Source organism: Thermococcus sp. LS1, assembly GCF_012027395.1.
Classification (GTDB): Archaea; Methanobacteriota_B; Thermococci; order Thermococcales; family Thermococcaceae; genus Thermococcus.
In genome coordinates this window covers 1-23,361 of record NZ_SNUJ01000006.1, presented here as the reverse complement: position 1 = coordinate 23,361, position 23,361 = coordinate 1, and the positions used below count along the sequence as shown (strand labels likewise).

The following is a 23,361-nucleotide window of genomic DNA, read 5'->3' as shown; positions in this document are numbered from 1 at the left end:
GTTGGTGGACCAGTTATATAAAGGCCGTAATACGAAGGGAAAGTAAAAAGAAGGGAGAACCTCAGCTCTTTCCAAAAATCTCATTCAAGGCCTTCAAAAACTCACTTGCTGTAACCACGTCCCTCACATCGATGTGCTCGTTCTTTGTGTGTGAGATGTCGAGGTTGCCTGGGCCGAAGACTATCGTTCTCGTTCCGTTGTACACGAAGTTTATCGCATCCGTCCAGCTCCTCATGCCGCCGAACTCATCTATCTCCGTGACCTCCATAGCCTTTTTAGCGAGAACGACTATCTCCTCATCGGGTTCAAGCTCGTAACCGTCCCATATCTCCGTGTACTCGTACTTGAGGGTGTACTCCTCAAATATTGGCTCCATAAGGTCAAGGATGTCCTCGACTTCCTGATCTGGCAGAAGGCGAGCCTCCACACGACCACGGCAGAGGGCAGGGATAAGGTAGTATGGGTTGTCGCAGACTAGCTCCTGAAGGCCGATGTGGGCGTCGAAATACTTGCCCTTCGCGTTGAAAGGTTCGAGCTTCTTGAGCTCCTCAAGCATTCTGAAGGTCTGATCTATGGCGTTGATTCCACTCTCAGGGCAGGCTCCGTGGGCCTCTTTGCCGTCGACCTCAAAGTAGGCCTCTATGTTGCCTGCGTGGGCTATGTGAACCTCTAGATCAGTGGGCTCAAGCACAACGGCCATCTTGGGCCTGTACCGCTCCATAAAGAGTGCTGAGCCTCTTCCACCGTGCTCTTCGTCGCTGACAAAGACAATGCCGACGTTGAGATCCTTACCCTCTTTCTTGAGTTCTTCGAGCATAAGCAGAATCGCAGCTATGCCGCCCTTTATGTCGCTCGCGCCGGTTCCGTAAACGATGTTGCCCCTAACAAAGGGCTCAGCCCTCATCGGTATCGTGTCCATGTGGACCTCGTAGAAGAGCTCAGCGTCGGGATTGACGACGAGGTCGATTATCTCGCCGTCACTCTCGATGTGGACGTCGTAGTCGAGCTTGTGGAGAAACTCCATGATGTGAAGGGCTATCCGATCCTCGCTCCCCGAGGGGGACGGAATTTTGAGGAGGTTGAGAAGGATTTCCTTTGCTCTCTCAGTTTTCATTTGGGTCACCTAATAAAGCTCCGTGGTTGGGTTTATAAACCTCCCCCGCGTAGGTTGAAGGGGCGATGAAGAGATTCATCCCTCCTGACGAGACTCGCTCCCTCGGATGAGGACGCGGTCCCCCCTCGAGCCCTTTTGGAGGGAAAGTCATGCTGGAAGAATTTCCGAGAAACATAATTCCCATAGAGATTCCACCACATACAGTCATGCTCCGCGGGATTAGCTGGGATTCCAACGTTTACCTGCTCCGCGACGGAGAGGAGGCTCTGGTCGTTGACACCGGAACCGGCGTGAACTGGCACGTTTACACAGAAATCTGGGAAAAGGAAGGCTATCTCCAGGGGATCAAGCGAGTTATAATCTTCAACACTCACGAACACTTTGATCACGTCGGGGGCAATCTCATCATGAAACACTATTTTGAGAACAAGGGGATGGAGGTTCTCTTCGCGGCCCATGATGTCACTGCGAGAGCCCTTGAAAAGGGCGACGACTATATCATACTAGCGTACTCGTATGGACGGCGTTTTGAGGCGCATCCCGTCGATATAAAGCTGAAGGACGGGGATACACTTAGAATCGGCTCGCTTAAGCTGGAGCTTATTCACACGCCCGGCCACACCGCCGGGAGCTCATGCCTCTACGAGCCGGAGGAAAAGCTGATGTTCACGGGCGACACCGTCTTCAAAGGCACCGTAGGGAGGACCGACCTCCCGACCGGAAGCGGCTGGCAACTCCAGGAGTCACTGGAGAAACTTTTAGAGTTCGACGTCAGCTTCGGCCTCCCCGGGCACGGCTGGGTGATAAAAGACTGGCGTGGAAACATCACTGAGATCCTGGGGTGGCTCTGATGCGGAAGGGTTCGGTGAAGGAAGTCCTCGCCAAGCTCAAGTATGACCCACGCGAGGACGAGCGGGATTACTACATCATCATCGAGCACCGCGGTGCCTACGGCGACGTCAAGAAAATCCCCGTCGAGCTGATAGAGCTTGGGCACGGCTACTTCTTCGTCGGGGATGCCCAGATTCCATATCACCGTATTCTGAGGGTCGTGAGGAAGGATGGGAAGGTAATCTGGGAGACGAGAAAGGACAGGAGGGGAGAGAGTGATTGACGCCCATGCTCACTTCGAGTTCTATAAGAAGGAAGTACCGCAGGTAATAGAAGAGTGCAGGAAGGAGCTCAAAGCCGTGGTTGATTCCATAACCGAGTACAGAAAAACCCACGTCTGGAAGAGCTGGGAGCTGCTCAAGCCGTACTTTGGCTTCCTCTTCCCGACACTCGGCTACCATCCGAACGAAGCACGCAGGGGCAACTGGGAAAAGGTGAAGCGCGTTGAGGACTTCATCTGGGAGCACAGGAACAAAATTGTGGCGGTGGGCGAGATAGGCCTCGACTATCACTACGCCGAAAACGAGGCCCAAAGGGAAAACCAGAGGGCGATATTCCAGCATTTCCTCGAGCTGGCAGTCGAGCTCAAGCTCCCCGTGGTTATCCATGCGAGGGATGCCGAAAGGGAAGCCTTTGAGCTGGTTCAGAGATACGGTGTTAATGCCTATTTCCACTCCTTCACGGGGAGTCCCGAGCTTGCTAAGGAGATTGCTGAAAACGATCATCCAATAGGGATAAGCACCGGGATAGTCTTTATCCCGGAGATTAGGAAGACAGTAGAGGCTCTTGAGCTGGAGGATATCCTCGTGGAAACTGATTCACCATACATGAGCCCCTTCAGGGGACAGAGGAACAAGCCCTGCTACGTCAGAATGGCCATTGAAGAGGTGGCAAAGCTTAAGGGGCTGGAATTTAATGAGGTTGAACGGATAACAGAGAAGAATACGGTCGAGTTTTTCAGGCTGGAGGTGTGAGATGATGAACGTTCCGGAGATTGAGGAGCTCAAGAAGCTCTGTGAAGAGCTCGGTGAAAAGGGGCTGATAGCGAGGATAGATTCATTCGTGGCCCTTAATGAAGGGCTGGAGAGCAAGAAGGGGAAAGAGTTCATAGAAGTCTCCATACTGGGCTTTGCCGAGGGCATACTGACGAGCCTAAGGGCCAAGTATCCTGGCGATGAGAGGGTTGTGAAACTCCTGGAAAGGGTCAGTGCAAGGAGAGCAGAGCTTGACGAGCAGTTCAGGAAGGCGAAGCCACCGATTTTCGAGGGCTAAGGATTTTATCAGCCCTGGCTGTAGTCATCATCGGGAGCCCTCAGGAGAGCTCCGCTCATCACTTCCCTTGTTCTGTAAGTAGAAGTCCTTAAAAAGCTCGACCTCCTGGACATAGCTTCTCCTCAGTCTCAGCGCGGCGTAAGCCTTCTCCAGCTCCCTGCCGAGGTAAAAGGCGTGCCTCTGACTTATCTCAAAGCGCTCAAGAATTGTGTCGATTATCGCGTTCGGCTCGTCTCCGACGATGGTTAAGAGGGCCTCTGTTCCGTGGTGAGCGTTCACCCATATTTTCCCATCTTCAAGCCAGATGCGGAAGTAAACGGGTTCGAGCTCAACTGGCCTCTCCTCTGCCTTGACGATTTCTTTGGCAGGCTCAAAGCGCCAGTCATTGCCCCTCTTCTCCTTGAGTATCAGCAGGTCAAAGCCGAGGTCCTTTGGCATCTCAAAGAGGTTCATGTCCAGGGCTCTCCTCAGCTCCCTTACTGAGCCCCTGGCCTTGGCGCTTGTCTCCGTCGTTAGGAGAAGGCCTATAGAGAGCTCCTTGGCTATTCCAGCAAGAAGGGCGTTCATCCCGACGCTGTCGGCGTCGTAGAGTTCGACGACGTTTCCGACGCCAGCAAGGAGAACGTCGTCCGGGTTCCTCTCACGGTAGAGCTGGAAGGCCGTTATCGAGCGCGCTAGGTGAGGCACGTGCTCCAGGATTAGGTCCGAGATTATCGTTTTGTAACCCAGATCAAGGGCCCTGGCCTTAAGCCCCTCAAGAAATTCGACTCTCTCCGCGGGTCTTGTTGGAAAATACCCTTTCGCCTGGTTGGTAGGGATGAGAACGACGGGCTTATCGGTAACAAGGCTCTCCAGGTTGCTCTCATCCACGCTGAGGAACAGATCAGCGTAATCGAGAGCCCTTTCGATTTCAGCGGTGTTTAGAGAGTCGAAGCTTATGGGCACGTCGAACCCATTCTCCCTCAGCCTCTCGCGTATTTCGGGGATGAGCTCGACGAAGTCAAGGTTCGTCTCGCCCGCGATCATGCCGATATCAATTATATCCGCCCCCTCACGGAGGTAGTAGCGGGCCTTTTGCACGGTTCCTTCGACGCCCAGCCTCGGGGCATCGACGACCTCGCCGAGGATTCTGGTGGGAAAGTCCCTCCCAGCAGGAAGGTTGCCAATGAGAACGTTCCAGGGCTTTTTGAGGGTCTCTTCTATGTAGCGCTTGTTTCTCGTCCGGTTCCTTATGTCCTCAACGCGCTTTAGAGCATCGAAGGAGAAGAGGTCATCCGCCGGAACCTCTTTGCTCAGCTTGAAGCCTTCTCTTACCGCCTTCAGCACCTGAGGAAGGTCCATCGCGTTCCTCGGTCCCTTGAATGTGGGAATGCCAAGCTCTTCCTCGATTTCTTGGGTCGAGCCCCTCACGAGGCCAGGAATGAGAATAAGGTCGTACTCCTCGCTTTTGATTTTAGCCTTCTTCAGATAGCGAACTATCATCTCGGGAGTCAGAAAAGCCGCTACGCTCACAGGCGTAACGAAAACGTCGCAGCCCTTACCGTACTTTCGAACAAGCGGTTCGGCGAGCTTGCCGGTGACGAGGAGGATTCGCTCGGGAGGGCTCATGGTCGGAGATTGGCGTTCCCGCTATTTAGAGCTTTCGTACAAACTTTGCCTTCACGAAAGGGCTAAATGCTCCCGGGACAAATTCTCTCCGGTGATGTTATGATCCACGTGGGGACCTGCGGCTTCTGCGAGGCAAGGGCGAGGTACTTTCAGGACTTTGACACGGTTGAGATACAGCAGACCTTCTACCGTATTCTCCAAGAGAAGACCCTAGAACGCTGGCGGAAGGAAGCGCCGGAAGGGTTCATCTTCTCGATGAAGGCCTTTCAGGGAGTCACCCATTCTCCGAACAGCCCCACCTGGAGGAGGAGCAACGTGAGGCCGAGCAAAGATGTCGGCCTTCTGAGGCCGACGAGCGACGTCCTTCACTTCTGGAGGCTTACCCTTCGGGAGGCAGAGATCCTCGGCGCGCGCTTCATACTCATCCAGCTCCCGAGGAGCTTCAAGGAGAACGAAGAGAGCTTTGAGAACGCCGAGAGGTTTTTCTCGATGATCGATAGGGGCGAATTTGAGATAGCCGTTGAGCTCAGGGGCTGGAGTGAGGAGGGAGTTAAACGGTTTGTCCGGGAGTTCGACGTTATAGACGTCACAGACCCTCTCGTGAGGATTCCGCTCCACCACAGCGATGTGAACTACTACCGCCTCCACGGGCGCTACGAGAAAGGGAGGATAGTCTACAGCCACACCTACACGGATGAGGAGCTGGGAAAAATAAGGGAAAGGGTTATCGGGTGGAACAGGGAGGAGAGCTTCGTGTACTTCAACAACTCGAACATGTGCACTGATGCGAAGCGCTTCAAGGCAATGCTCTAGGCTCAGGCACGGGTCCAGCTCATCATGGGTCAGCCAAGGGTGGGGTCATCATCGCCGGGGATTCCCTCTCCACTTTATTCAAATCCTGGCTTCCTGACGTTTAAAACTTCTCTATTGACCAGCGTCGGCGGAACTTCACCGTTCTTGAAGGCTATTAAATTCCTCGCCACGAGCTCTGCCATTCCCTCCCTCGCGCCGTAGGTGGCGCTACCGATGTGCGGGGCCAAAACGACGTTATCCAGGCTGAAGAGCTCCTCGTTGTAATAGGGCTCCTCCTCGAAGACATCCAAGCCAGCTCCAGCAATCCAGCCCTCCTTGAGGGCCTTGACGAGCGCCTCCGTATCGACGACCTTTCCCCTCGCTATGTTGACGAGTATCGCGGTCGGCTTCATCAGCTTCAGCCGCTCCTCGTTTATCATGTGGTAGGTCTCCTTGGTCAGTGGAACGGCCAGGACAACGAAATCGCTCTCCTTTAAGAGCTCGTCCAATGGCCTGAACTCAGCGCCGAGCTCCTTCTCAACTTCTGGCTTCCTCGTGCGGGAGTTGTAGAGTATCCTCATCCCGAAGCCCTTAGCGCGCCTCGCTATCGCCTGACCGATTCTGCCGAAGCCAACTATTCCTATGGTCTTGCCGTAGACGTCGTAACCGAGGAACATCAGTGGGTGCCAGGCAACACCGCGCTTCTTCCACTCGCCGGAGCGGACGAATTTGTCTGCCTCAATGAGCCTCCTTGCCGTTGCCAGGAGGAGAACCCAGGCCATGTCTGCGGTGGCATTGGTAAGAACGTCGGGCGTGTTGGTGACATAGATGCCGCGTTTGGTGGCTTCCTCAACGTCGATGTTGTCGTAGCCCACTGCATAGTTGGCGACGATTCTGAGCCTTGGTGCCGCGTCGAAAAGCTCCGCGTCAATCCTTTCGCTCAGCATAGAAACGAAGGCATCGATGTCCCTTACCTTCTCGAGCAGGACTTCCCTTGGAATCTCGTGCTCGTCCTCCCAGACCTCGACCTCAAAGTGCTCCCTCAACATCTTTATTCCGTTCTTGGGGATTTTCCTTGTGATTAGTATCTTTGGCTTCATATCCACCACCTGGAAACGTTAAATATGCCTTTAGACATAAGTCTCAATGCTAATATCATTATCGGGTGATGGCTATGAAGGACGTGAAGTTTTTGGCTGGACGGGCCAACTGGATTAAGGGCTCTGCCCTTGCTGACGTTATGAAGAAAGCCGCCGAGCTTAGAGCGCAGGGAAGGGAACTCATTTCCCTCTCAGCAGGCGACCCCGACCCGAACCTCATCCCGAGGAGCGTTTTGGGCGAGCTTGCGAAGGAAGTTCTCGAAAACATTCCAGCCTCGGTAATGTACACCCCAGCGAACGGGATTCCGGAGCTCAGAGAAGAGCTTTCGAAGTTCCTTGAGAAGTACGAGGGCTACAAAGTATCCCCTGGGGAGATTATCATAACCGTAGGTGGCACCGGCGCCCTTGACCTCCTCGGAAGGGTGCTCATAGACCAGGGCGACATCGTCATAACCGAGAATCCGAGCTATATCAACAGCATCCTTGCCTTTGAGCAGCTGGGTGCAAAGATCGTGGGAATACCTATGGACGAAAACGGCATGAGGACTGACCTCCTGGAGGAGAAGCTCAAGGAGCTCGAAGCCAGGGGGGAGAAGGTCAAGTTCATCTACACCATACCCACCGGCCAGAACCCCATGGGCGTGACTATGAGCAAGGAGCGGAGAAAGGCCCTCCTCGAGATAGCAAGCGAGCACGACCTATTAATCGTTGAGGACGCAGCATACAACTTCATGCGCTACGAAGGTAAAGCGACACCCCTCAAGGCAATGGACAGGGATGGCAGGGTAATTGTGGCCGGAACGCTCAGCAAGGTCATGGGAACGGGCTTCAGGATCGGGTGGCTCATAACCGGAGGCGCAATAGGGAAGAAGGTACTTATGGAGAAGTCCCCGGTTGACTTCTGCGCACCGACGATTTCCCAGTACATCGCGCTCGAATATCTGAAGAGGGGCTACTTCGAGGAGTACCACCTGAAGAAGGGCCTTCCAGGCTACAAGGAAAAGAGGGACGCGATGCTGAATGCCCTTGAAGAGAACCTGCCCGACGCTGAGTTCACGAGGCCAATAGCAGGGATGTTCGTAATGCTCTTCCTGCCTGAGGGAGCCGATGGGATGGCCTTTGCGGGCGAGCTAATGGAAAAGAAAGGAGTCGTTGTCGTTCCAGGAAAGCCCTTCTACACGGACGAGAGCGGCGGCAACGCCATAAGGCTAAACTTCTCAAGGCCGAGCAAAGAGGAGATAGAGGAAGGCATAAAGAGGCTTGCGGAGCTCTACCGCGAGAAGTTCTGACCCTCCACTTTCTTTTTCAATCGAAGTCCCATATCGTCCTTCCCTTGTGGAACATCATCACGTAGCTTCACTTCTTGCTAACCGAACGTGAGCATCGGGCAAACTTTCTTAAAGTTGCTCCAATTAACGAACTACATGATTAAAGCGACAGTTGAAGACTTCACCGAGGAAGGTCTGGGCACCCTCCGGATAGATGGCAGGATTATCCACATCCCCTTCGCCTACCCAGGCGATTACATCTTGGTGAAGCGAACTAAACGGCGCTTCGGAAGGAGAATCGCAACAGACTTTGAGCTTCTCGAACCCTCGCCGCTGAGGCAAATTCCGAGATGCCCTCACTTTGGGAGATGCGGCGGCTGCCTCTGGCAGGGAATGAAGTACAAGGAGCAGCTGAGGTTTAAAGCGGAACTCTTCGAGCGGATAACAGGGATAAGCGCAGATGTAAGGGGCTCTCCCAAAATCTGGGGCTTCAGGAACGTGAGCAACTTCATCGTTACAACCGCTGGAATCGGCCTCAAAGAGTACGGAAACCCGCTCGGCGTCGTGGATTCTGTGGAGTGTCCAATCTTCTCGAAGAGGACGCGCGAGTATCTGAATGCCCTCAGAGGTTTCCTCAAGGAGAGCGGCCTAAGGCCCTGGGACCTGCGGAAAAAGAGGGGCGACGTTCACTATCTCCAGATTAAGGAGGGCAAGTTCACGGGAGAGGTTATGGTGAACCTTATAACCCACGTTCAACCCACCAGAGAGGTTCTGCAGACCTTTAGGGACTACTTCTCTTTCGCGGATTCCCTCTACTGGAGCTTCAAAGCCGATGAGAGGGACGATCCGAAGGGAGAGCCGGGGCTTATAGCTGGCCAACCTTACATCCGAGAGAGGATTAAGGACGTAGTGTATCTCATCCATCCAAACAGTTTCTTCCAGACCAACAGCTACGCCTTAGCTCTCCTGCTGAAGGCCGTCGAGGGCTTCGCCGATGGGGAGAGAGTTCTTGACCTCTATTCTGGCGTCGGAACTTTCGGCGTCTGGCTGGCGAAGAGGAGCTTTACCGTTGAGGGCGTCGAGCTGAATCCCTTCGCGGTGGAGATGGCGAGAAAAAACGCCGAGCTGAATGGGGTTGATGCCGTCTTCAAGATCGGCCGAGCTGAGGAAACGCCAATCGGCGATTACGACACTGTAATAGTTGACCCGCCGAGGAGGGGGCTGAAGGAAGCTGGAGAACTTTTGATTAAAAGCGGCGTTGAGAGGGTCGTTTACGTCTCCTGTAACCCAAAGGCTTTCAGGCTCGACTACGAGAACCACTTAAAGAGGGCCTACCATGTCGAGGAGGCCGTTCTGGTCGATATGTTCCCGCATACGCCGCACGTTGAGGCGGTAATAATGTTAGAAAAGAAGTAGAGGTCAAACCGCCTTCCAGAACGGATCCTGCTGGGCCTTCACCTTCGCCGTCATCTTTAGGGCCTTTATGTCGGTCTCGTCCAGCTCGTTCTTGAGCTGCTTTGCGAGGATTATGACATCGTTCTTGCTTAAGTCAACGTAGAGCGTCTCGCCGGGGTGGATGTGCCTGCCGACTATCGCGCCCTCGATGGCTATTGCCACCGCCTCGCCCTTCTTGGCCTCCTGCACGAAGTCGTTGCGGTTCTTGATGGACTTAATAACTCCAACTTTCTGGCCGTTCTGCTTGATGAGCGTGACGCCGGGCCTTATCCTGCCCTCAACGACTTCGATACCGACTATCGCGGGATGGCTCCTCCTGAAGACGTAGCGCTCGTCAGGATAGAGCCTGATGACGCCCGGGAAGGTGACCTTGCTGAGTAGCTCGCGCTTCTTCTTCTCCTCCTCTGCCTTGACCCAGGCCTCGTAGTCCTCGATGAGCTTGTAGATGATGTTGCCTGTGAATATGGGCACGCCCCTGGCCTTAGCAACCTCTTCAGCGTCCTCGTTCACCTTGACGTTGAAGCCGAGGACGACGCCGTACTTTGGATCCTCGTCCTTGACGCTCAGGGCTTCCATGACGTCGGTCTTGCTGATGTTCCCGACGTCGGCCTTCCTTATTGGGATGTTCTTCTCCTGGAGCTCCTTGCTAAGGGCTTCGAGGCTTCCGAGGGTATCGGCCTTGACTACCACACCGACCTTGCCGGTGCTTATGACAACGCTCTGTATCTGGCTGAGTATCTCCTGCTTGGCCTTCTCGACCTCCTCCTCGGAGCGGGCGGCGATGACCGGCGATCCTGCAAGAGCCTCCTCAAGGCCCGGAGCGGCTATCTTGACACCCGCAGCAGCTGTAACCTCGTCAACCTGGTCAAAGCGGAAGCGCGGGTCGCGTATCTCGTCGAGGGGCTTGGGCTTGAGAAGAGCACGGATTTTCGTCACTATCGCCTTGTCCTTGCCACCCACGACGATTGTATCATCTTTGTGGAGCGTTCCGTCGTAGATTATGACGTCTATTGTAGTTCCGAGACCAATCTCTTCCCTGACTTCGAGGATTGTGCCGCGTGCCGGGCCTTCAACTTCAATCTTGAGCTTCTCCTCCAGGTACTTCTGGCTGAGACCCGCGATAAGGACGAGAAGCTCGGGGACACCTATGCCGTACTTGGCCGAGATTGGTACTATCGCCAGCTCGCGGGTGAAGTTCTGGACGCGGTCAAAGCGGTTCGCCTGGAAGCCCATCTCGTAGAACTTGCCTATCAGCTCCCAGAGCTTGGTCTCAAGCTCTTGCTGGGCCCTCTGATCCTGCTTCTTGATGTTCACGAGGAAAGGCTCGTCCTCCTCAATCTTCCACCCTTTGATCCTGTCTATCTTGTTGGCTGCAACGATGAATGGCGTCCTGTTCTTCCTGAGGATCTCGATACTCTCTATAGTCTGCGGCTGAAAGCCCTCGTTTATATCGACAACGAGGACGGCAAGGTCAGCGAGGCTACCACCCCTCGCGCGCAGGCTCGTGAATGCCTCGTGACCGGGTGTATCGATGAAGAGCAGACCAGGGAGCTTTATCTCGCCCTTCCAGAGTTTGATGAGCGGACCGGCAAGCTGCTTGACCGTCTCAATCGGTACCTCGGTTGCACCTATGTGCTGGGTTATTCCGCCGGCCTCTTTGCCGGCGACGTTTGTGCGCCTGATCCTGTCAAGGAGAGTGGTTTTTCCATGGTCAACGTGACCGAGAACCGCTATGATCGGCTGTCTAATCCTCTTCATTTCCCTCACCTCTGGAAGATACTCCGGCGTGAGTTTTTAAAGGGTTCGTTCGGGCGGAAGGATTAAAAGTCCGAGTGGTAATTCCAGAAGAGGGTGGTAAAATGCTGACAGAACTACTGGCGGCACCCCTTTGGGCGCTCGTTGGGTTTGGTCTGGCTCTAATCATCTGGCGGAGAAACAGGTTCAGGGCATCTCTGTTCGGGCTCTCGCTCTCTATGACCCTGACTCTGATCTGGGCGTTCTTCTTTGGGACCTTGAATCCAATCAGGGGCACCTACATCCCCGGCGACCTCTCCTACCGCAGAGAAATCGGTCTGGCACTGTTCTTCTCGGTTTACATATCCTACCTCATCGCCTACATCCTCGTCAGGAAAGGGAACATGACTCTCCACCGTGCCTCCTCGTGGTTCATGAACGCCTCAAAGATTACACTTCTCATCTCGCTCATCTCGGTTGCGTACTACCCTGCTCTCACGGCAATCTACGCAGTTCTCTACATCATCATCGGAGTTTGGACGCTGAAGAACCAGGGGGAGATGATTCTCAATATGACTGGGGCTGAAAAATTCGAACTCGGCTGGATCCGGGGCTTTCTGAGAAAGTACGGTGTTGAGGTCGAAGAAACCTACCTCGTCAGGAACTGCTTCACCGCTCTGCTTACTGGCAGAAGGTTCTTCATAGGTGAAAAGCTCCTCGATTTCGAGCCAGACGAGATAAAAGCTATGACACTCGAAGTCGCATACATTGAGAAGCGGGGTGTTCCGCTGAGGCACATCATCCTCGGCCTTCTGGTCTTCCTGGCGTCGGCAATGATAGTAAGTCAGGTTGAAGAGGATCTCACGAAGCTTGGGGCAGCAGTATTTCTCTGGTTCCTTTCGTGGGGCATAGACATGGCTTACATCACCAAGGTTAGGGCAGAGACAGACAGGTTCGTCGCGAAAGAGCTCGGAAAAGATGTCCTTGAGAGAACGCTCAAGAAGGCAGTGGCATTGGCAAGGGCCGACAAGAAGCGCGATGAAGTCATGGTGATGTCAAACGTGGAAAAGAGAATGAAGAAGGTCTGAAGTCACTCCATTTTGTCCATGTATTCCGTCTTTGCCCTGGCGTGGGTGTGGTAGAACCAGTCGGCGGCCTTCCAGTACTCGAATATCTCGTCCTCGCTGAAGTAGAGCTTTATTTCCCTCTCTGCGCTCTCCGGGCTGTCGCTGGCGTGGATAACGTTGTATATGGCGTCGCCAACGTCAAGGCCGTAGTCTCCCCTTATGCTTCCTGGCTCGGCATCCTTCGGGTCGGTTGCTCCTGCCATCTTCCTAACGACGCTTATGGCATAGCGGCCCTCGACGACCATGACGACGCTCGGAGCCTTGGTTACGTAGTCAATCAGCGGCTCGAAGAAGGGCTTGCCTTTGTGCTCCTCGTAGTGCTTCTCTGCCAGCTCGCGGGTAATCCATATCATCTTCATTCCGACGATTTTCAGACCCTTCTTCTCAAATCTGGAAATTATTTCACCCATCAAGCCTCTAACGACGGCGTCGGGCTTCAGGATAACCAGGGTGCGCTCTATCTTCTTGTCCGCCATTGGCAACACCAGAAGTAGTTGACGGCACGGTTAAAAGGCTTTTTGGAGAAGGACGTGTGGCAGAATAAGGGAACGAAAGAAAAAGAAATCACCTCTTCTTGGCCCTCTGAAGGCGGGCCTCCTGGAAGGCCTTGGTCCACTTGAGCTTCCTCGGGTTCCTGCCCATGAAGTAGTACTTCTCGCACTTGCTGGAGCAGAAGAAGAGCACTCTGCCGTCGTTCCTGACGAACATCTTGCCGGTTCCCGGCTCGAACTCCCTTCCGCAGTAGGAGCAGACGTTCCACCTGGCCATCGCGATTACCTCCTGGCTCTGATCTCCCTAGCTTCCCTCTCAGTCTCCCTAAGGATGACTATGTCTCCGACGCGGACAGGGCCCTTAATGTTCCTCCTAATGACACGGCCCTTGTCGCGGCCCTCAAGAACCCTGACCTTGACCTGAGTAACGCCACCGGTAACGCCGGTCCTGCCGACGATCTCAATAACCTCAGCTGGGTATCCTTCGTCGCTCATTTCTCACACCCCTTATCTAAAAATCCACTCGCAGAGATGAACTTAAACCTTTCCGTGAGTGAAAGGAGGAAAAGGAGCTCACTTCATGAGCTCCTTAACCTTCATAGCGATTTCCTCAACGAGCTCCCTGCCCTTACCGGGCTCGATGATGGCGACGCTGGCAGCTGGAACCTCAATACCAGCGGCAGCGCCGAGCTCCTTCTTGCTCGGGACGTAGATGTACGGGATCTCCTTCTCCTCACACAGCGGCGGGAGGTGGGCAACGATCTCCTCCGGGTCAACGTCCTCAGCTATGATAACGAGTTTGGCCTGGCCCCTCTCAACGGCCTTGGTGGTCTCGTTGGTACCCTTCCTTATCCTTCCGGTGTCGCGAGCGAGCTCGACAGCCTCAAGGGCCTTCTCAGCAAGCTCGGCTGGAACCTCAAACTTGACGTAGCTTGGCTTCGCCATCCTTCATCCCTCCGATACCTCATCGTTCATCGAGTTTTGCGTGCTCAATTCTGGGCGATGGTTTAAAAGGATTTCGATAGCCGGCGGGAAAGGCAGAACGAAACGGCCGCCATCAGCAGCGGCCAAGCTCATCATCCGGGAGTCAGGAAAAGGAAAAGCTCAGCTCTCATCATAGCCGCGGTAGATTTCTAAGCTCCTCCTCGCGTGGGCACGTGGTATGTGATGCCCCATCAGGGCGACTATCTTGTCAGCCCTGGCCTTGCCGTGGTGGAGCATCTTGGTTTCCGTCTTTATCTTCTCTATTTTGAATGTGTAGCCGCCAACCTCGAGAACCTCGCCGATGACGAACTCCTCATCGCGCGGCACCTTAACCTTGAAGGCCTGCGTTACTCCCTTCGGCAGATAGATGGAGACCTTGATGACCTTCGGATAGGTTAAACTCTCGCCCCACAGCGTTTTAATCTCCCCTATCTTGGCCTTATTCACCCGCTTATCGCCTTCGAGCTCTATGCCGGTAATTCTAACCTCGTCATCCTCGGTTTCAACTATGTCGCCGACCTTGATTTCCTCGCCTTCCGGGAGCTCCGCGAAGGTCTTGAAGCTCCTCTCGTGCTTGCTAACTATGAGCGGAACCTTTACGATCTTGGGAAGCGTTATGATCCACACGTTGCCGCACTCGTTGCAGCGAAGGGTAAGCTCCCTTCCTCTCTCTTTGATGACTTCAACGTCATCGCTACCGCACTCAGGACAGATGAAGTACTCCTCCATGTCTCTCACCAGTGGGAAGAAGAGAGGAGCGGTTTATAAAGCTACTCTTTGATATAGATGCGGTAGGTTCTGCCCTCTTTCACGCGCGTGATGAGGCCCTTCTCCTCCATCTCCCTGAGGATTATGCTGACCTTCGCTTTGGAAACGCCGAGCTTTTCAGCGAGCTCACTCTGGAGAACTGGACCCTCACGGAGGATTGCCAGTATCTTCTCCTCGTCGCTCCTCAGGAACTCCATCTCCTTCTCACGCTTCCGCTCGTTGTAAAGGAAGTAGCCGTAAACACCACTGGCGCCAAGGAGCAGGCCTGCGAGGAAGAGGACAAGGTAAGTCAGCGGCGAAGGCTTCTCGATCTTTATCTCGCCAGAGAAGCCGACGATGAAGTAAAACTCGTCCCCCGCACGAATGTTATTCCTCGTCCACTCGAGGAGAAGCCTGTTGGTGGAGCTTTCGACCTTGTCCGGAGATGGGATTATCGGCGAGAGAATCGCGTAGCCCTTAGGAACGAGCAGCTGCATGTGGAAAACCCCAACTGGCTGGCTGAACTTGATGTAGTATGTGAACTGCTCCTTACCATCGGCCTCACTTATCATCCCTCTTGTCTCGAAGGTAAGCTTTATTCTGGCGCTCTGGCCAGGTTTAAGCATCGGGAAGTTGAGGTAGACCGCGTTGGTCCCATCGAGCACCTCTCTGACGGTCACGTTTATTGTCTCAACGCTGTTGCCCAACTCCACAATGGCGCTCGGGTTATCAACCGGGTAGTCCGTGTAGATAACGTACTGGCTCAGGTTTGTATGCGAGGTCAGGTCTATCTCTATAGTTTCCTTAATATCGTCCGGATTGATGACCTCAAAATAGACTGCGTAGGCGTTTATTTCATAGTCATAGGTCTGCCCGCCCGCCAGGGACGCTGCCAAAATGAAGAGAGTCAGGAATAGCCCGATCAGAGCTGGCTTCCTTCTTCGGGATTTTTGATTTTCAGGAGCGGGCATACGTCCATACACTCCCTGCAGTGGATGCAGAGCTCGGGATTCACCATTATCTTTTTGCTCACGGGATCTATGCTGAGTGCTCCTTCAGGACACTTGCCCACGCAGACACCACAGCCAACGCATTCGTAGGCCCTCTTAACGAGATAGTAAGCCTGCAGGGCTTCGTTGAAGTCATCGGTATAGGCGCCATCTGGTCTAAATGTAACTTTCCCCGCCCTTATGTAGTTTTCGCCTTCCTCAACATCGCCGAGGATAGGAGCGACTTCCTTAATCCTCCTAAGGTTGACCACCGTGTTAAAGCGCACCGTGAAGACACTGTCCTCCTCCTCGATGGTGTATTTGACCGGCTCCCAGGAGCGCTCCTCCGAAATTTCAATGCCGAGCTCTCTTGCTATCGCCTTCTCGCCCCTGCTCAGCTTCTTCCAGCGCCAGAAACCGTAGGTTATCCACTCCTTAGGAAGGTTAAAGCGCCTCCTCCAGCGCTCCAGCTCGTTTTCCCACTTGGCCCAGAGCTCGGGCTTCTCCTCCTTCAGCGTGTAGATCTCTGCCAGAGACGAGCTCGGACAGAGGAAGCAACCTATCCTATCGAGTCTCTCCTCGTAGAGCGGGTTGTATTTCAGCTTCCTGGAGAAGATGTAGAGCCATACCTCCAAAGCGCGCCAGTGGAATATCGGAGAGGCACCAGTCTCATTGGGCACCCAGGGGTTCTTCCATATCCTGGGCTGCTTGAAGCGCTTTATGCTCTCGTACTTCCTCTGGCCGACGAACATCAGGACGCCCTTCGGGTAGTTCTCCTTTATCGCCATCGTTATCGGGCCGAGCTTAGTGACCTTACAGCACCAGCGGTAGTCCCTTCCAGGCGGCGAGAAGACGTGAAGTGCCCTCCAGAAGGCGTCTCCAGCATCTGCAACGACGAACTTTATCCCCTTCGGCTCGAGTTCTTTCCTGAGCTCCTCAACGTATTCAAGCGTTTCGGGGAATTCTATGCCCGTGTTGTTGAAGAAGACTGTGAAGCCCTCGTCGCCGAACTCCTCCAAAGCAAGGCCGAGAACGGCGAGGCTGTCCTTTCCGCCAGAGAAAGCCACCGCTATCGGCAGGTCAGAGTAGCGCATGGCAGTTTTTCTCATGAAGCGCTTCGCTTCCGCCACCTTCTTCTCGAGCTCGATGCTGTTCGCCCGGAGGACATCTTCCATCATGGCCTTTCTTCCCTCACGGTAGTTCACGCTCTTTTGTCTTCTGACTTTGACACCTGTTCCGCGCTCCCTGGCGATCAGCGAGCTGTAATCCTTCTTTGCTATACCCGTCGCCACGACCTCACCGCTAGGTGAGATGAGAACCACGTCGTCGCCGACCTTGATGCTCTCCTCGGCCTCCAGGATGCCAACCGGGAGGAGGTTGGAGCCGCTTAAGATGGGCTTTATCGCACCCTCATCAACGATTATCCACTTCTTCATCCTCTTCCCGAAGCGCTTCCACAGGGCGATTGCACCCTCAGCCTTTAAGCCTGGCTTCCAGCGGAGCTCGATTGGGTCGAAGCGTATCCAGCCGAAAACGTAGCCGTCGACGATTATCTCGTAGGCGTCGTCCTCTCCGGGCGTCTTGTTGAGGAGAACCACCTTTCTGTCAAAGAGTTCGCCGACATCGACCCCGTAGTGCTCCCTGAAGATCGAGCGTATGAACTCGATGTCCCTCTCGAAAGCAAAGCGCAGGTCGCCGGGAGGTGTGATGTTGAGGCGGAAAACGCTCTCCTTTCCGTGAACGGCGCAGCTCTCGTCAATGAGCGGGACGTTGCATTCTCCACACCAGTGAATGTAAGCCTTACCGAGGAAGACTGGCCTTCCCATTTTCTCTCACCTGACCTCCAGAAGGTGGAGGGGTTTATAAAGTCGTCCTTCAACAGAAATGCTTATAAAGAGTTTTATTCTTTTTAGTTTGAAAACTAACTGGAGGCGATAGTAATGCCGGCCTTCGCAAGTGCCGCCCTGCTGATTCTGGGAGTTTTTCTTTTGATAATGCTCCTGCTGAGCGTCAAGGTAATTCGGCCGTACCAGAAGGGCCTCGTCGAGAGGCTCGGAAAGTTCAACAGAATCCTCGAGCCAGGGATACACTTCATAATTCCCTTCATGGAGCGAGTAAAGGTTGTGGACATGCGCGAACACGTCGTGGATGTCCCACCCCAGGAGGTCATCTGTAAGGATAACGTCGTCGTCACCGTCGATGCCGTCGTCTACTACCAGATTCTCGACCCTGTTAAGGTCGTTTACAACGTCAGCGACTTCCTCCTGGCCATCGTCAAGCTCGCCCAGACAAACCTGCGTGCAATAATCGGTGAGATGGAGCTCGACGAGACGCTCAGCGGCAGGGACATTATCAACGCCCGCCTCCGTGAGGAACTTGACAAGATAACAGACCGCTGGGGCGTCAAGATAACGCGCGTTGAGATACAGAGGATTGACCCGCCGAAGGACATCCAGGAGGCAATGGCCAAGCAGATGACTGCCGAGCGTGAGAAGAGGGCCATGATCCTCCTCGCAGAGGGTAAGAAGGAGAGCGCCATCAAAGAGGCTGAAGGACAGAAGCAGGCGGCGATACTCAAGGCAGAGGGTGAGAAGCAGAGGCAGATACTCATCGCCGAGGGTCAGGCCGAGGCCATAAGGAAGGTCCTTGAGGCGCTGAAGATGGCGGATGAGAAGTACCTAACCCTCCAGTACATCGAGAAGATGCCCGAACTGGCCAAGTACGGCAACCTCATCGTCCCGTACGACACCGAGGCGCTAATAGGCCTCCTGAGAATCCTCCAGAAGGTTAAAGATACCCCCCTGCCAGAGCCACCAAAAAACGAGAAGAAACCCGTCGAGGGAACCGAAAGCTCAAGTGACCCCGACCTCGAAAAGCTTAAGGACATTATGGGCTAACGGCCAACGGTGAGAAGCTATGGATGCCCTTCCCATCTCCCTCTTAATTTTGGGGCTGCTGATAATAGTGCTCGACATGATGGTCACTGCTTTCATCACTCCAATAGGCGTTGCCTTCGCCGTCCTCGGGCTGCTCCTCGGCTTCGGCTGGAGCTTCACAGAGTCCTTCGTCGTTTCACTCGTGGCGGCAGTGATTTCCTACATGGTCATCGGGAGGTACATCAAGAGGGACGTCCAGGACGTCGGAAAGCCGAAGTACACCTTCGAGCTCAAAGGTAAAAGGGGAAAGGTTGTCGAGGTCGGAAAGGAGCACTACCTCGTCGAGCTCGAGGGCGATAAGTGGATAGCCCTCAGCGAGGATAGGCTGAAGATAGGGGACATCGTCGAGGTCATCAACGTTGATGGCGTCAAGCTCATCGTTCGGAAGGTCTGAGCTCTTCCCATAATTCTTCCAGCGTTTTTCCAAGCTTCGTGAATACGCCGTTTCTGTAGACTACTTCCCCGTTCACTATCACAAGCTCGACGTCGCTTCCCCTTGTGGAGTAGACGAGATGAGAGTAAACGTTCTCCCCGGGCAGGAACTGCGGCTTCCTCGCGTTTATGAGCACAAGGTCGGCGAGATAGCCGGGTTTTATCAGCCCGGCTTTAAGCTTCAGAGCCCTGGCTCCACCAACGGTGGCCCAGCTGAAAACTTCCCTCGTGCTGGCCACGTCCGTCCTTTTCCGCCAGACCTTGTTAAGCACGGCCGCAAAGCGCATTTCAGTGAACATGTCCATAACGCCAACGGGGTTTGGCGAGTCATTGCCCAGCGCTATGTTCGTCCCTGCCTCGTAAAGCTCAATTATCGGAGCTATCCTTGCCTCAAGCTTCGCCATACTGAGGGAGCAGTGGACGAGAGTGGCTCCGCTCCTGGAGTAGAGCTGAACCTCCTCCTCGCTCAAGTATATCCCGTGCACGCCGATGAGGTTTTCATGGAGAACGCCGGCCTCAGCAAGGTATTCCACGGGAGCGAGTCCGTAGCGCTCCTTAACGGCCCTGACTTCCTCCCTGCTCTGGGAGAGGTGAACGTGAAGTAGGGCATTTCTCTCGCGGGCAAAGGCACCGATTTCGCGCATGAGCTCAAGTGAGACTGTATTCGTTGCGTGGGGAGCTAAAGTGGGTTTGACGAGTTCGTCTTTTCCTTCCCAGTGCTTGAAGAATTTGAAGCCCTTTTCAGGCTCCGCGATGGGAAAATCCACCAGGTCCATCACAGTCTGCCCGATGAAGGCGCGGATTCCAAGCTCCCGAGCGGCCCTGGCTATCTCATCGGCAAAGAAGTAGTGGTCATTTATCGTTGTGGAGCCGTTGGCCAAAGCCTCTGCCATTCCAAGGAGCGCCCAGCGGCGGATTTCCTCGGACGTCCAGTTGAGCTCAGTGGGCCAGATTACCTCCTTAAGCCAGCGCTCTATTGGCAGATCCTCGCCAAGTCCGCGGAGTTTGGCCATGGCCACGTGGGTGTGAGTGTTGATTAGACCCGGCAGAACGAGGTAACCATCGCCGCCGTAGATTTCATCAACTTCGTATTCCCCAAGCTTATCTCTGGGAATAACGTTGATTACCTCGGTTCCATCCACCAAAACTGCATGATTTTTCAGAACCTTCTCAGCATCAACCAGGGTACCAATGAGCGCAAACATCCCATCACCCTTTGGATATCTGCCATCTGGATACTTAAAAATTTTGACACAACGACATAAAATCGCCCAAAGGATTTAAATGCCGAAAAGGGAAAGTAGAGCCATGCCGCCGATACTGATGATAAGGAAGGGAATAACCGCCCTTGAGCCGTGGATAAATTGACGCTCTTCTGTTAACGTGGGTAGTCTGGAATCGCTACCGTTATAAAGCCCCTTTCAAAGCCTCTGGAGGTGGTAATGATGATTGATAAGATTTATTGCGCGGACGTTAGACCCGATATGGAAGGTAAGCGCGTCAAGCTCGCCGGATGGGTTTACAGAAAGAGGGAAGTCGGAAAGAAGGTCTTCATAGTGCTTAGAGACTCGAGCGGAATAGTTCAGACGATATTCAAGAAGGAGCTGAGCGAAGAGGCCTACGCCGAGGCCAAGAAGGTCGGAATTGAGTCGAGCGTTATCATTGAGGGCGTTGTTAAGGCCGATCCAAGGGCTCCGACTGGTGTGGAAGTCCAGGCCGATAAGATTCAGGTCATTCAGAACGTGGACTTCTTCCCGATAACGAAGGACGCGAGCGACGAGTTCCTGCTCGACGTGAGACACCTGCACCTTCACTCGCCGAAGGTTGCGAGCATAATGAAGGTCAAGGCAACCATGATGCAGGCCGCTCGCGAGTGGCTCCTCCAGGACGGCTGGTACGAGGTCTTCCCGCCGATACTCGTCACTGGAGCTGTTGAAGGCGGCGCAACGCTCTTCAAGCTCAAGTACTTCGACCGCTACGCCTACCTGAGCCAGTCGGCCCAGCTCTACCTCGAGGCGGCCATCTTCGGCCTCGAGAAGGTCTGGTCGCTCACGCCGAGCTTCAGGGCTGAAAAGAGCAGGACGAGGAGGCACCTCACAGAGTTCTGGCACCTCGAGCTTGAGGCTGCCTGGATGGACCTCTGGGACATCATGAAGGTTGAGGAGGAGCTCGTCAGCTACATGGTGCAGAGGACGCTTGAGCTGAGAAGGAGCGACATCGAGACCTTCAGGAAGGACTTAACGACGCTCAAGAACACGGTTCCACCGTTCCCGAGGATAAGCTACGACGAGGCGATAGACATACTCCAGAGCAAGGGCGTTCAGATAGAGTGGGGCGAGGACATGGGCGCCGACGAGGAGAGGATTTTAACGCAGGAGTTCGAGAGCCCGTTCTTCGTCTACGGCTATCCGAAGCACATCAAGGCCTTCTACATGAAGGAAGACCCGGAGGACCCGAGGAAGGTTCTCGCGGCAGACATGCTCGCGCCAGAAGGGTACGGCGAGGTCATCGGTGGAAGCCAGCGTGAGGACGACTACGACAAGCTCGTGCAGAGGATTCTCGACGAGGGCATGGATCCCAAGGACTACGAGTGGTACCTCGACCTGAGGAAGTACGGCAGCGTTCCACACAGCGGCTTCGGCCTCGGCCTGGAGAGGCTCGTCGCCTGGGTGCTGAAGCTTGACCACGTCCGCTGGGCCACGCTCTTCCCGAGGACGCCCAGTAGGTTGTATCCGTGAGGAGCTTTTCTTTTTATTTTTAGCCTAAAATTTTAAGTCCTAAAAACTCTCGAGATTAAATCATGCACGACAGAGTAATAACTCTCACTATTAAACAAGCAAAGAAAACTACAATAGTGCTATTGCTCATAGCATTCCTTCTACTGTTTGTGCATTTCTCATACGTCCGAAGCGGAATATACATAATTGGAGTTTCGATGCTGTGGTTGGTCTTGTCTATTCGGGCGTTGGACATACTCAAACAAAATTCCCACCAAATCCTAGAACAGTCAAGAATTCATCTTGAAATCAAATTATTTAGGCCTCTTTATCTCGTACTTCTTTTGATCCTTGTGAGTCCATTATTTTCCCCTCTTGCATCTGGATATCTACTTACAGATATGGAGCACAGAAGTCGTGAAGAGTTATACAACACAACATTAAACCTAGTACCGCCAAACTTAACGGACTATGAAAAAGCAGAGGTTATCTTTGAATATGTCCATGCCACTATGAAAAATACATATTTTAGCGACATTAGTATCCCCCTCATTGGCTCAGTAGCGTTGTATCACAGCAAACATTATGGTTGGTTTATATGTATGAGGATTGAAAATTACAGTGTTGTTGATATCATTGGGAGCAAAAAATGTGGTGCATGTAGAGAATATGCAATGTTGTTTATGAGAATGGCAGAATATGCCAATTTAACCGTGAGAATGGTACACAATCTTGGAGAGGATCATTCATGGGATGAAGTTCTAATAAATGGGACATGGATAGTGGTAGACCCATCTGCAGGCATATTTAACGCTTCTCCCTCAATTTATGAAGATAAATGGGGCAAGGCCCTCTCTTATGTCTACGCAATATATCCCAATGGCTCAAAAGTTGATATAACCTCCAGATACACTAAGACCGCAACATTAAATATCAATGTTGTTGATACTAACAAGAATCCTCTCCCAAATATTAAAGTTTACGTACTCTCTCATAACTATTTTAAAGATGGTAGATTTACTGGACTAATATGCAAAACAGACTACAATGGGAAATGCACCATAGAACTTGGAGGTGGAGCTTATACATTAGTTGCAAAAAGCGATGGAATTATCCCATTGTATGCTGAGAAATATGTTGTTCTAAATGAAAATAAAACATACCACAAGACAATAATGGTGAGTCGCAATGTCCTTCATATGTCCTATCCAACATGGATAGGAACTATCATCAAGGGATGTGTCAGTATTCTTGTTTGGCTCTCTTTGATCTTCCTAAACGAGATTAGCAAAATTAAGTTTGCCCAGAACTAATTCCCGATAGTCCAAGATTAAAACGTCGCGAAGGCTAAGTTTGGGGGTGGGGCGCGTTAGTCCCGGAGTTTTAAAGAAAACGGGACTGTATGACCCCCTAAAGCAGGCTTTTTCAAAAAGCTTGACCAAAAGAGTCCCTTTCCCTTCAAAAAGGCTGAGATGAGAGCGTGCATTCTCAAGAATTGCCATTAGGAGGAGTGTTTAACCCCAAGAATGGTTCCTTTAAGTGGTTTCACTTTCTTCTGGCGTCCGAAGGACGCCTTGTGGAGAGTGAAACACTGTAAAACCAGCAATTGAAGAGTAAACCCACTCGAGAATCAAGCACGTCAGAATCGCACGCAATTTTTCCGTCAACGCTTCGTGGGAAGCAAAGCTTCCCGACGTGTTGAGA

24 protein-coding genes are annotated in these 23,361 nt (G+C 53.3%); 12 read left to right on the top strand and 12 right to left on the bottom strand.

The genetic code is table 11. From position 1 onward, the window contains the following. Positions 1-61: 61 nt before the first annotated feature. Complete coding sequence (locus E3E26_RS10750; protein WP_167901356.1) at positions 62-1,114, bottom strand: M20/M25/M40 family metallo-hydrolase; 1,053 nt, start codon at positions 1,112-1,114, stop codon at positions 62-64. A 149-nt stretch (positions 1,115-1,263) separates the two neighbouring features. Between E3E26_RS10750 and E3E26_RS10745 the strand changes: the two genes are divergently transcribed. Genes E3E26_RS10745 through E3E26_RS10730 form a run of 4 tightly spaced genes read left to right on the top strand, consistent with a single transcriptional unit; the run spans position 1,264 to position 3,277 of the window. Then, entirely contained in the window at positions 1,264-1,965 is a 702-nt protein-coding gene (locus tag E3E26_RS10745; RefSeq protein WP_167901317.1) for an MBL fold metallo-hydrolase, read from the top strand. Next, complete coding sequence (locus tag E3E26_RS10740) at positions 1,965-2,228, top strand: DUF504 domain-containing protein (protein ID WP_167901316.1); 264 nt, start codon at positions 1,965-1,967, stop codon at positions 2,226-2,228. The genes E3E26_RS10745 and E3E26_RS10740 overlap by 1 nt, the downstream gene beginning before the upstream one ends. Beyond that, positions 2,221-2,979 carry a YchF/TatD family DNA exonuclease gene (locus E3E26_RS10735; protein WP_167901315.1) on the top strand — a complete coding sequence of 253 codons (759 nt, stop codon included), beginning with the start codon at positions 2,221-2,223 and terminating at the stop codon, positions 2,977-2,979. Before E3E26_RS10740 ends, E3E26_RS10735 begins: the two co-directional genes overlap by 8 nt. Before the next feature lie 4 nt (positions 2,980-2,983). Then, positions 2,984-3,277, top strand: coding sequence for a DUF3216 domain-containing protein (locus E3E26_RS10730; RefSeq protein WP_167901314.1), 294 nt, complete (start codon positions 2,984-2,986; stop codon positions 3,275-3,277). A gap of 27 nt (positions 3,278-3,304) precedes the next feature. Here E3E26_RS10730 and E3E26_RS10725 read toward each other — a convergent pair whose 3' ends face one another. Continuing rightward, positions 3,305-4,885 (bottom strand): dihydropteroate synthase-like protein, encoded by a 1,581-nt coding sequence (locus tag E3E26_RS10725; protein ID WP_167901313.1) that lies wholly within the window; start codon positions 4,883-4,885, stop codon positions 3,305-3,307. A 99-nt stretch (positions 4,886-4,984) separates the two neighbouring features. Between E3E26_RS10725 and E3E26_RS10720 the strand changes: the two genes are divergently transcribed. After that, positions 4,985-5,698, top strand: coding sequence for a DUF72 domain-containing protein (locus tag E3E26_RS10720; RefSeq protein ID WP_167901312.1), 714 nt, complete (start codon positions 4,985-4,987; stop codon positions 5,696-5,698). 74 nt (positions 5,699-5,772) lie between these two features. Here the strand turns inward: E3E26_RS10720 and gyaR are convergent, their stop codons facing one another. Then, a complete protein-coding gene (gene gyaR, locus E3E26_RS10715) occupies positions 5,773-6,777 on the bottom strand; it encodes a glyoxylate reductase (RefSeq protein WP_167901355.1) in 1,005 nt (334 codons plus the stop codon). Positions 6,778-6,845: 68 nt separating this feature from the next. Here gyaR and E3E26_RS10710 point away from each other — a divergent pair, with 68 nt between their 5' ends. After that, entirely contained in the window at positions 6,846-8,066 is a 1,221-nt protein-coding gene (locus E3E26_RS10710; protein ID WP_240911731.1) for a PLP-dependent aminotransferase family protein, read from the top strand. Between the two features lie 135 nt (positions 8,067-8,201). After that, a complete protein-coding gene (gene rlmD / locus E3E26_RS10705) occupies positions 8,202-9,461 on the top strand; it encodes a 23S rRNA (uracil(1939)-C(5))-methyltransferase RlmD (protein WP_167901311.1) in 1,260 nt (419 codons plus the stop codon). Positions 9,462-9,464: 3 nt separating this feature from the next. Here rlmD and infB read toward each other — a convergent pair whose 3' ends face one another. Continuing rightward, on the bottom strand, positions 9,465-11,258 hold the full coding sequence (gene infB, locus E3E26_RS10700) for a translation initiation factor IF-2 (RefSeq protein WP_167901310.1): 1,794 nt from the start codon (positions 11,256-11,258) through the stop codon (positions 9,465-9,467). 101 nt (positions 11,259-11,359) lie between these two features. Between infB and E3E26_RS10695 the strand changes: the two genes are divergently transcribed. Then, positions 11,360-12,322 (top strand): hypothetical protein, encoded by a 963-nt coding sequence (locus E3E26_RS10695; protein WP_167901309.1) that lies wholly within the window; start codon positions 11,360-11,362, stop codon positions 12,320-12,322. A 2-nt stretch (positions 12,323-12,324) separates the two neighbouring features. Here E3E26_RS10695 and ndk read toward each other — a convergent pair whose 3' ends face one another. From ndk to E3E26_RS10660, 7 genes are all read right to left on the bottom strand, one after another. Next, positions 12,325-12,837, bottom strand: a complete 513-nt coding sequence (gene ndk, locus E3E26_RS10690; protein WP_167901353.1) for a nucleoside-diphosphate kinase — start codon at positions 12,835-12,837, stop codon at positions 12,325-12,327. 88 nt (positions 12,838-12,925) lie between these two features. Continuing rightward, positions 12,926-13,129 carry a 50S ribosomal protein L24e gene (locus E3E26_RS10685; RefSeq protein ID WP_167901308.1) on the bottom strand — a complete coding sequence of 68 codons (204 nt, stop codon included), beginning with the start codon at positions 13,127-13,129 and terminating at the stop codon, positions 12,926-12,928. Positions 13,130-13,134: 5 nt separating this feature from the next. Next, a complete protein-coding gene (locus E3E26_RS10680; protein ID WP_012571913.1) occupies positions 13,135-13,347 on the bottom strand; it encodes a 30S ribosomal protein S28e in 213 nt (70 codons plus the stop codon). Between the two features lie 78 nt (positions 13,348-13,425). Further along, positions 13,426-13,797 carry a 50S ribosomal protein L7Ae gene (rpl7ae, locus tag E3E26_RS10675; RefSeq protein ID WP_167901307.1) on the bottom strand — a complete coding sequence of 124 codons (372 nt, stop codon included), beginning with the start codon at positions 13,795-13,797 and terminating at the stop codon, positions 13,426-13,428. Positions 13,798-13,956: 159 nt separating this feature from the next. Further along, positions 13,957-14,565, bottom strand: a complete 609-nt coding sequence (locus tag E3E26_RS10670) for an HVO_0476 family zinc finger protein (RefSeq protein WP_167901352.1) — start codon at positions 14,563-14,565, stop codon at positions 13,957-13,959. A 41-nt stretch (positions 14,566-14,606) separates the two neighbouring features. Beyond that, on the bottom strand, positions 14,607-15,479 hold the full coding sequence (locus tag E3E26_RS10665) for a winged helix-turn-helix domain-containing protein (protein ID WP_240911730.1): 873 nt from the start codon (positions 15,477-15,479) through the stop codon (positions 14,607-14,609). Between the two features lie 26 nt (positions 15,480-15,505). Further along, positions 15,506-17,398, bottom strand: a complete 1,893-nt coding sequence (locus E3E26_RS10660) for a phosphoadenosine phosphosulfate reductase family protein (protein ID WP_167901305.1) — start codon at positions 17,396-17,398, stop codon at positions 15,506-15,508. Between the two features lie 114 nt (positions 17,399-17,512). Between E3E26_RS10660 and E3E26_RS10655 the strand changes: the two genes are divergently transcribed. Both E3E26_RS10655 and E3E26_RS10650 read left to right on the top strand, forming a co-directional pair. Beyond that, positions 17,513-18,469, top strand: a complete 957-nt coding sequence (locus E3E26_RS10655; RefSeq protein WP_167901304.1) for an SPFH domain-containing protein — start codon at positions 17,513-17,515, stop codon at positions 18,467-18,469. 19 nt (positions 18,470-18,488) lie between these two features. Beyond that, on the top strand, positions 18,489-18,902 hold the full coding sequence (locus E3E26_RS10650; RefSeq protein ID WP_167901303.1) for an NfeD family protein: 414 nt from the start codon (positions 18,489-18,491) through the stop codon (positions 18,900-18,902). Here the strand turns inward: E3E26_RS10650 and E3E26_RS10645 are convergent. Further along, a complete protein-coding gene (locus E3E26_RS10645; RefSeq protein ID WP_167901302.1) occupies positions 18,883-20,145 on the bottom strand; it encodes an amidohydrolase in 1,263 nt (420 codons plus the stop codon). The genes E3E26_RS10650 and E3E26_RS10645 overlap by 20 nt on opposite strands. Positions 20,146-20,385: 240 nt before the next feature. Here E3E26_RS10645 and asnS point away from each other — a divergent pair, with 240 nt between their 5' ends. Continuing rightward, the gene (gene asnS, locus E3E26_RS10640) at positions 20,386-21,678 is read left to right on the top strand and encodes an asparagine--tRNA ligase (protein WP_167901351.1); all 1,293 of its coding nucleotides are present in this window, start codon (positions 20,386-20,388) and stop codon (positions 21,676-21,678) included. A 62-nt stretch (positions 21,679-21,740) separates the two neighbouring features. Continuing rightward, the gene (locus E3E26_RS10635) at positions 21,741-22,970 is read left to right on the top strand and encodes a transglutaminase domain-containing protein (RefSeq protein WP_167901301.1); all 1,230 of its coding nucleotides are present in this window, start codon (positions 21,741-21,743) and stop codon (positions 22,968-22,970) included. Positions 22,971-23,361: the final 391 nt, after the last annotated feature.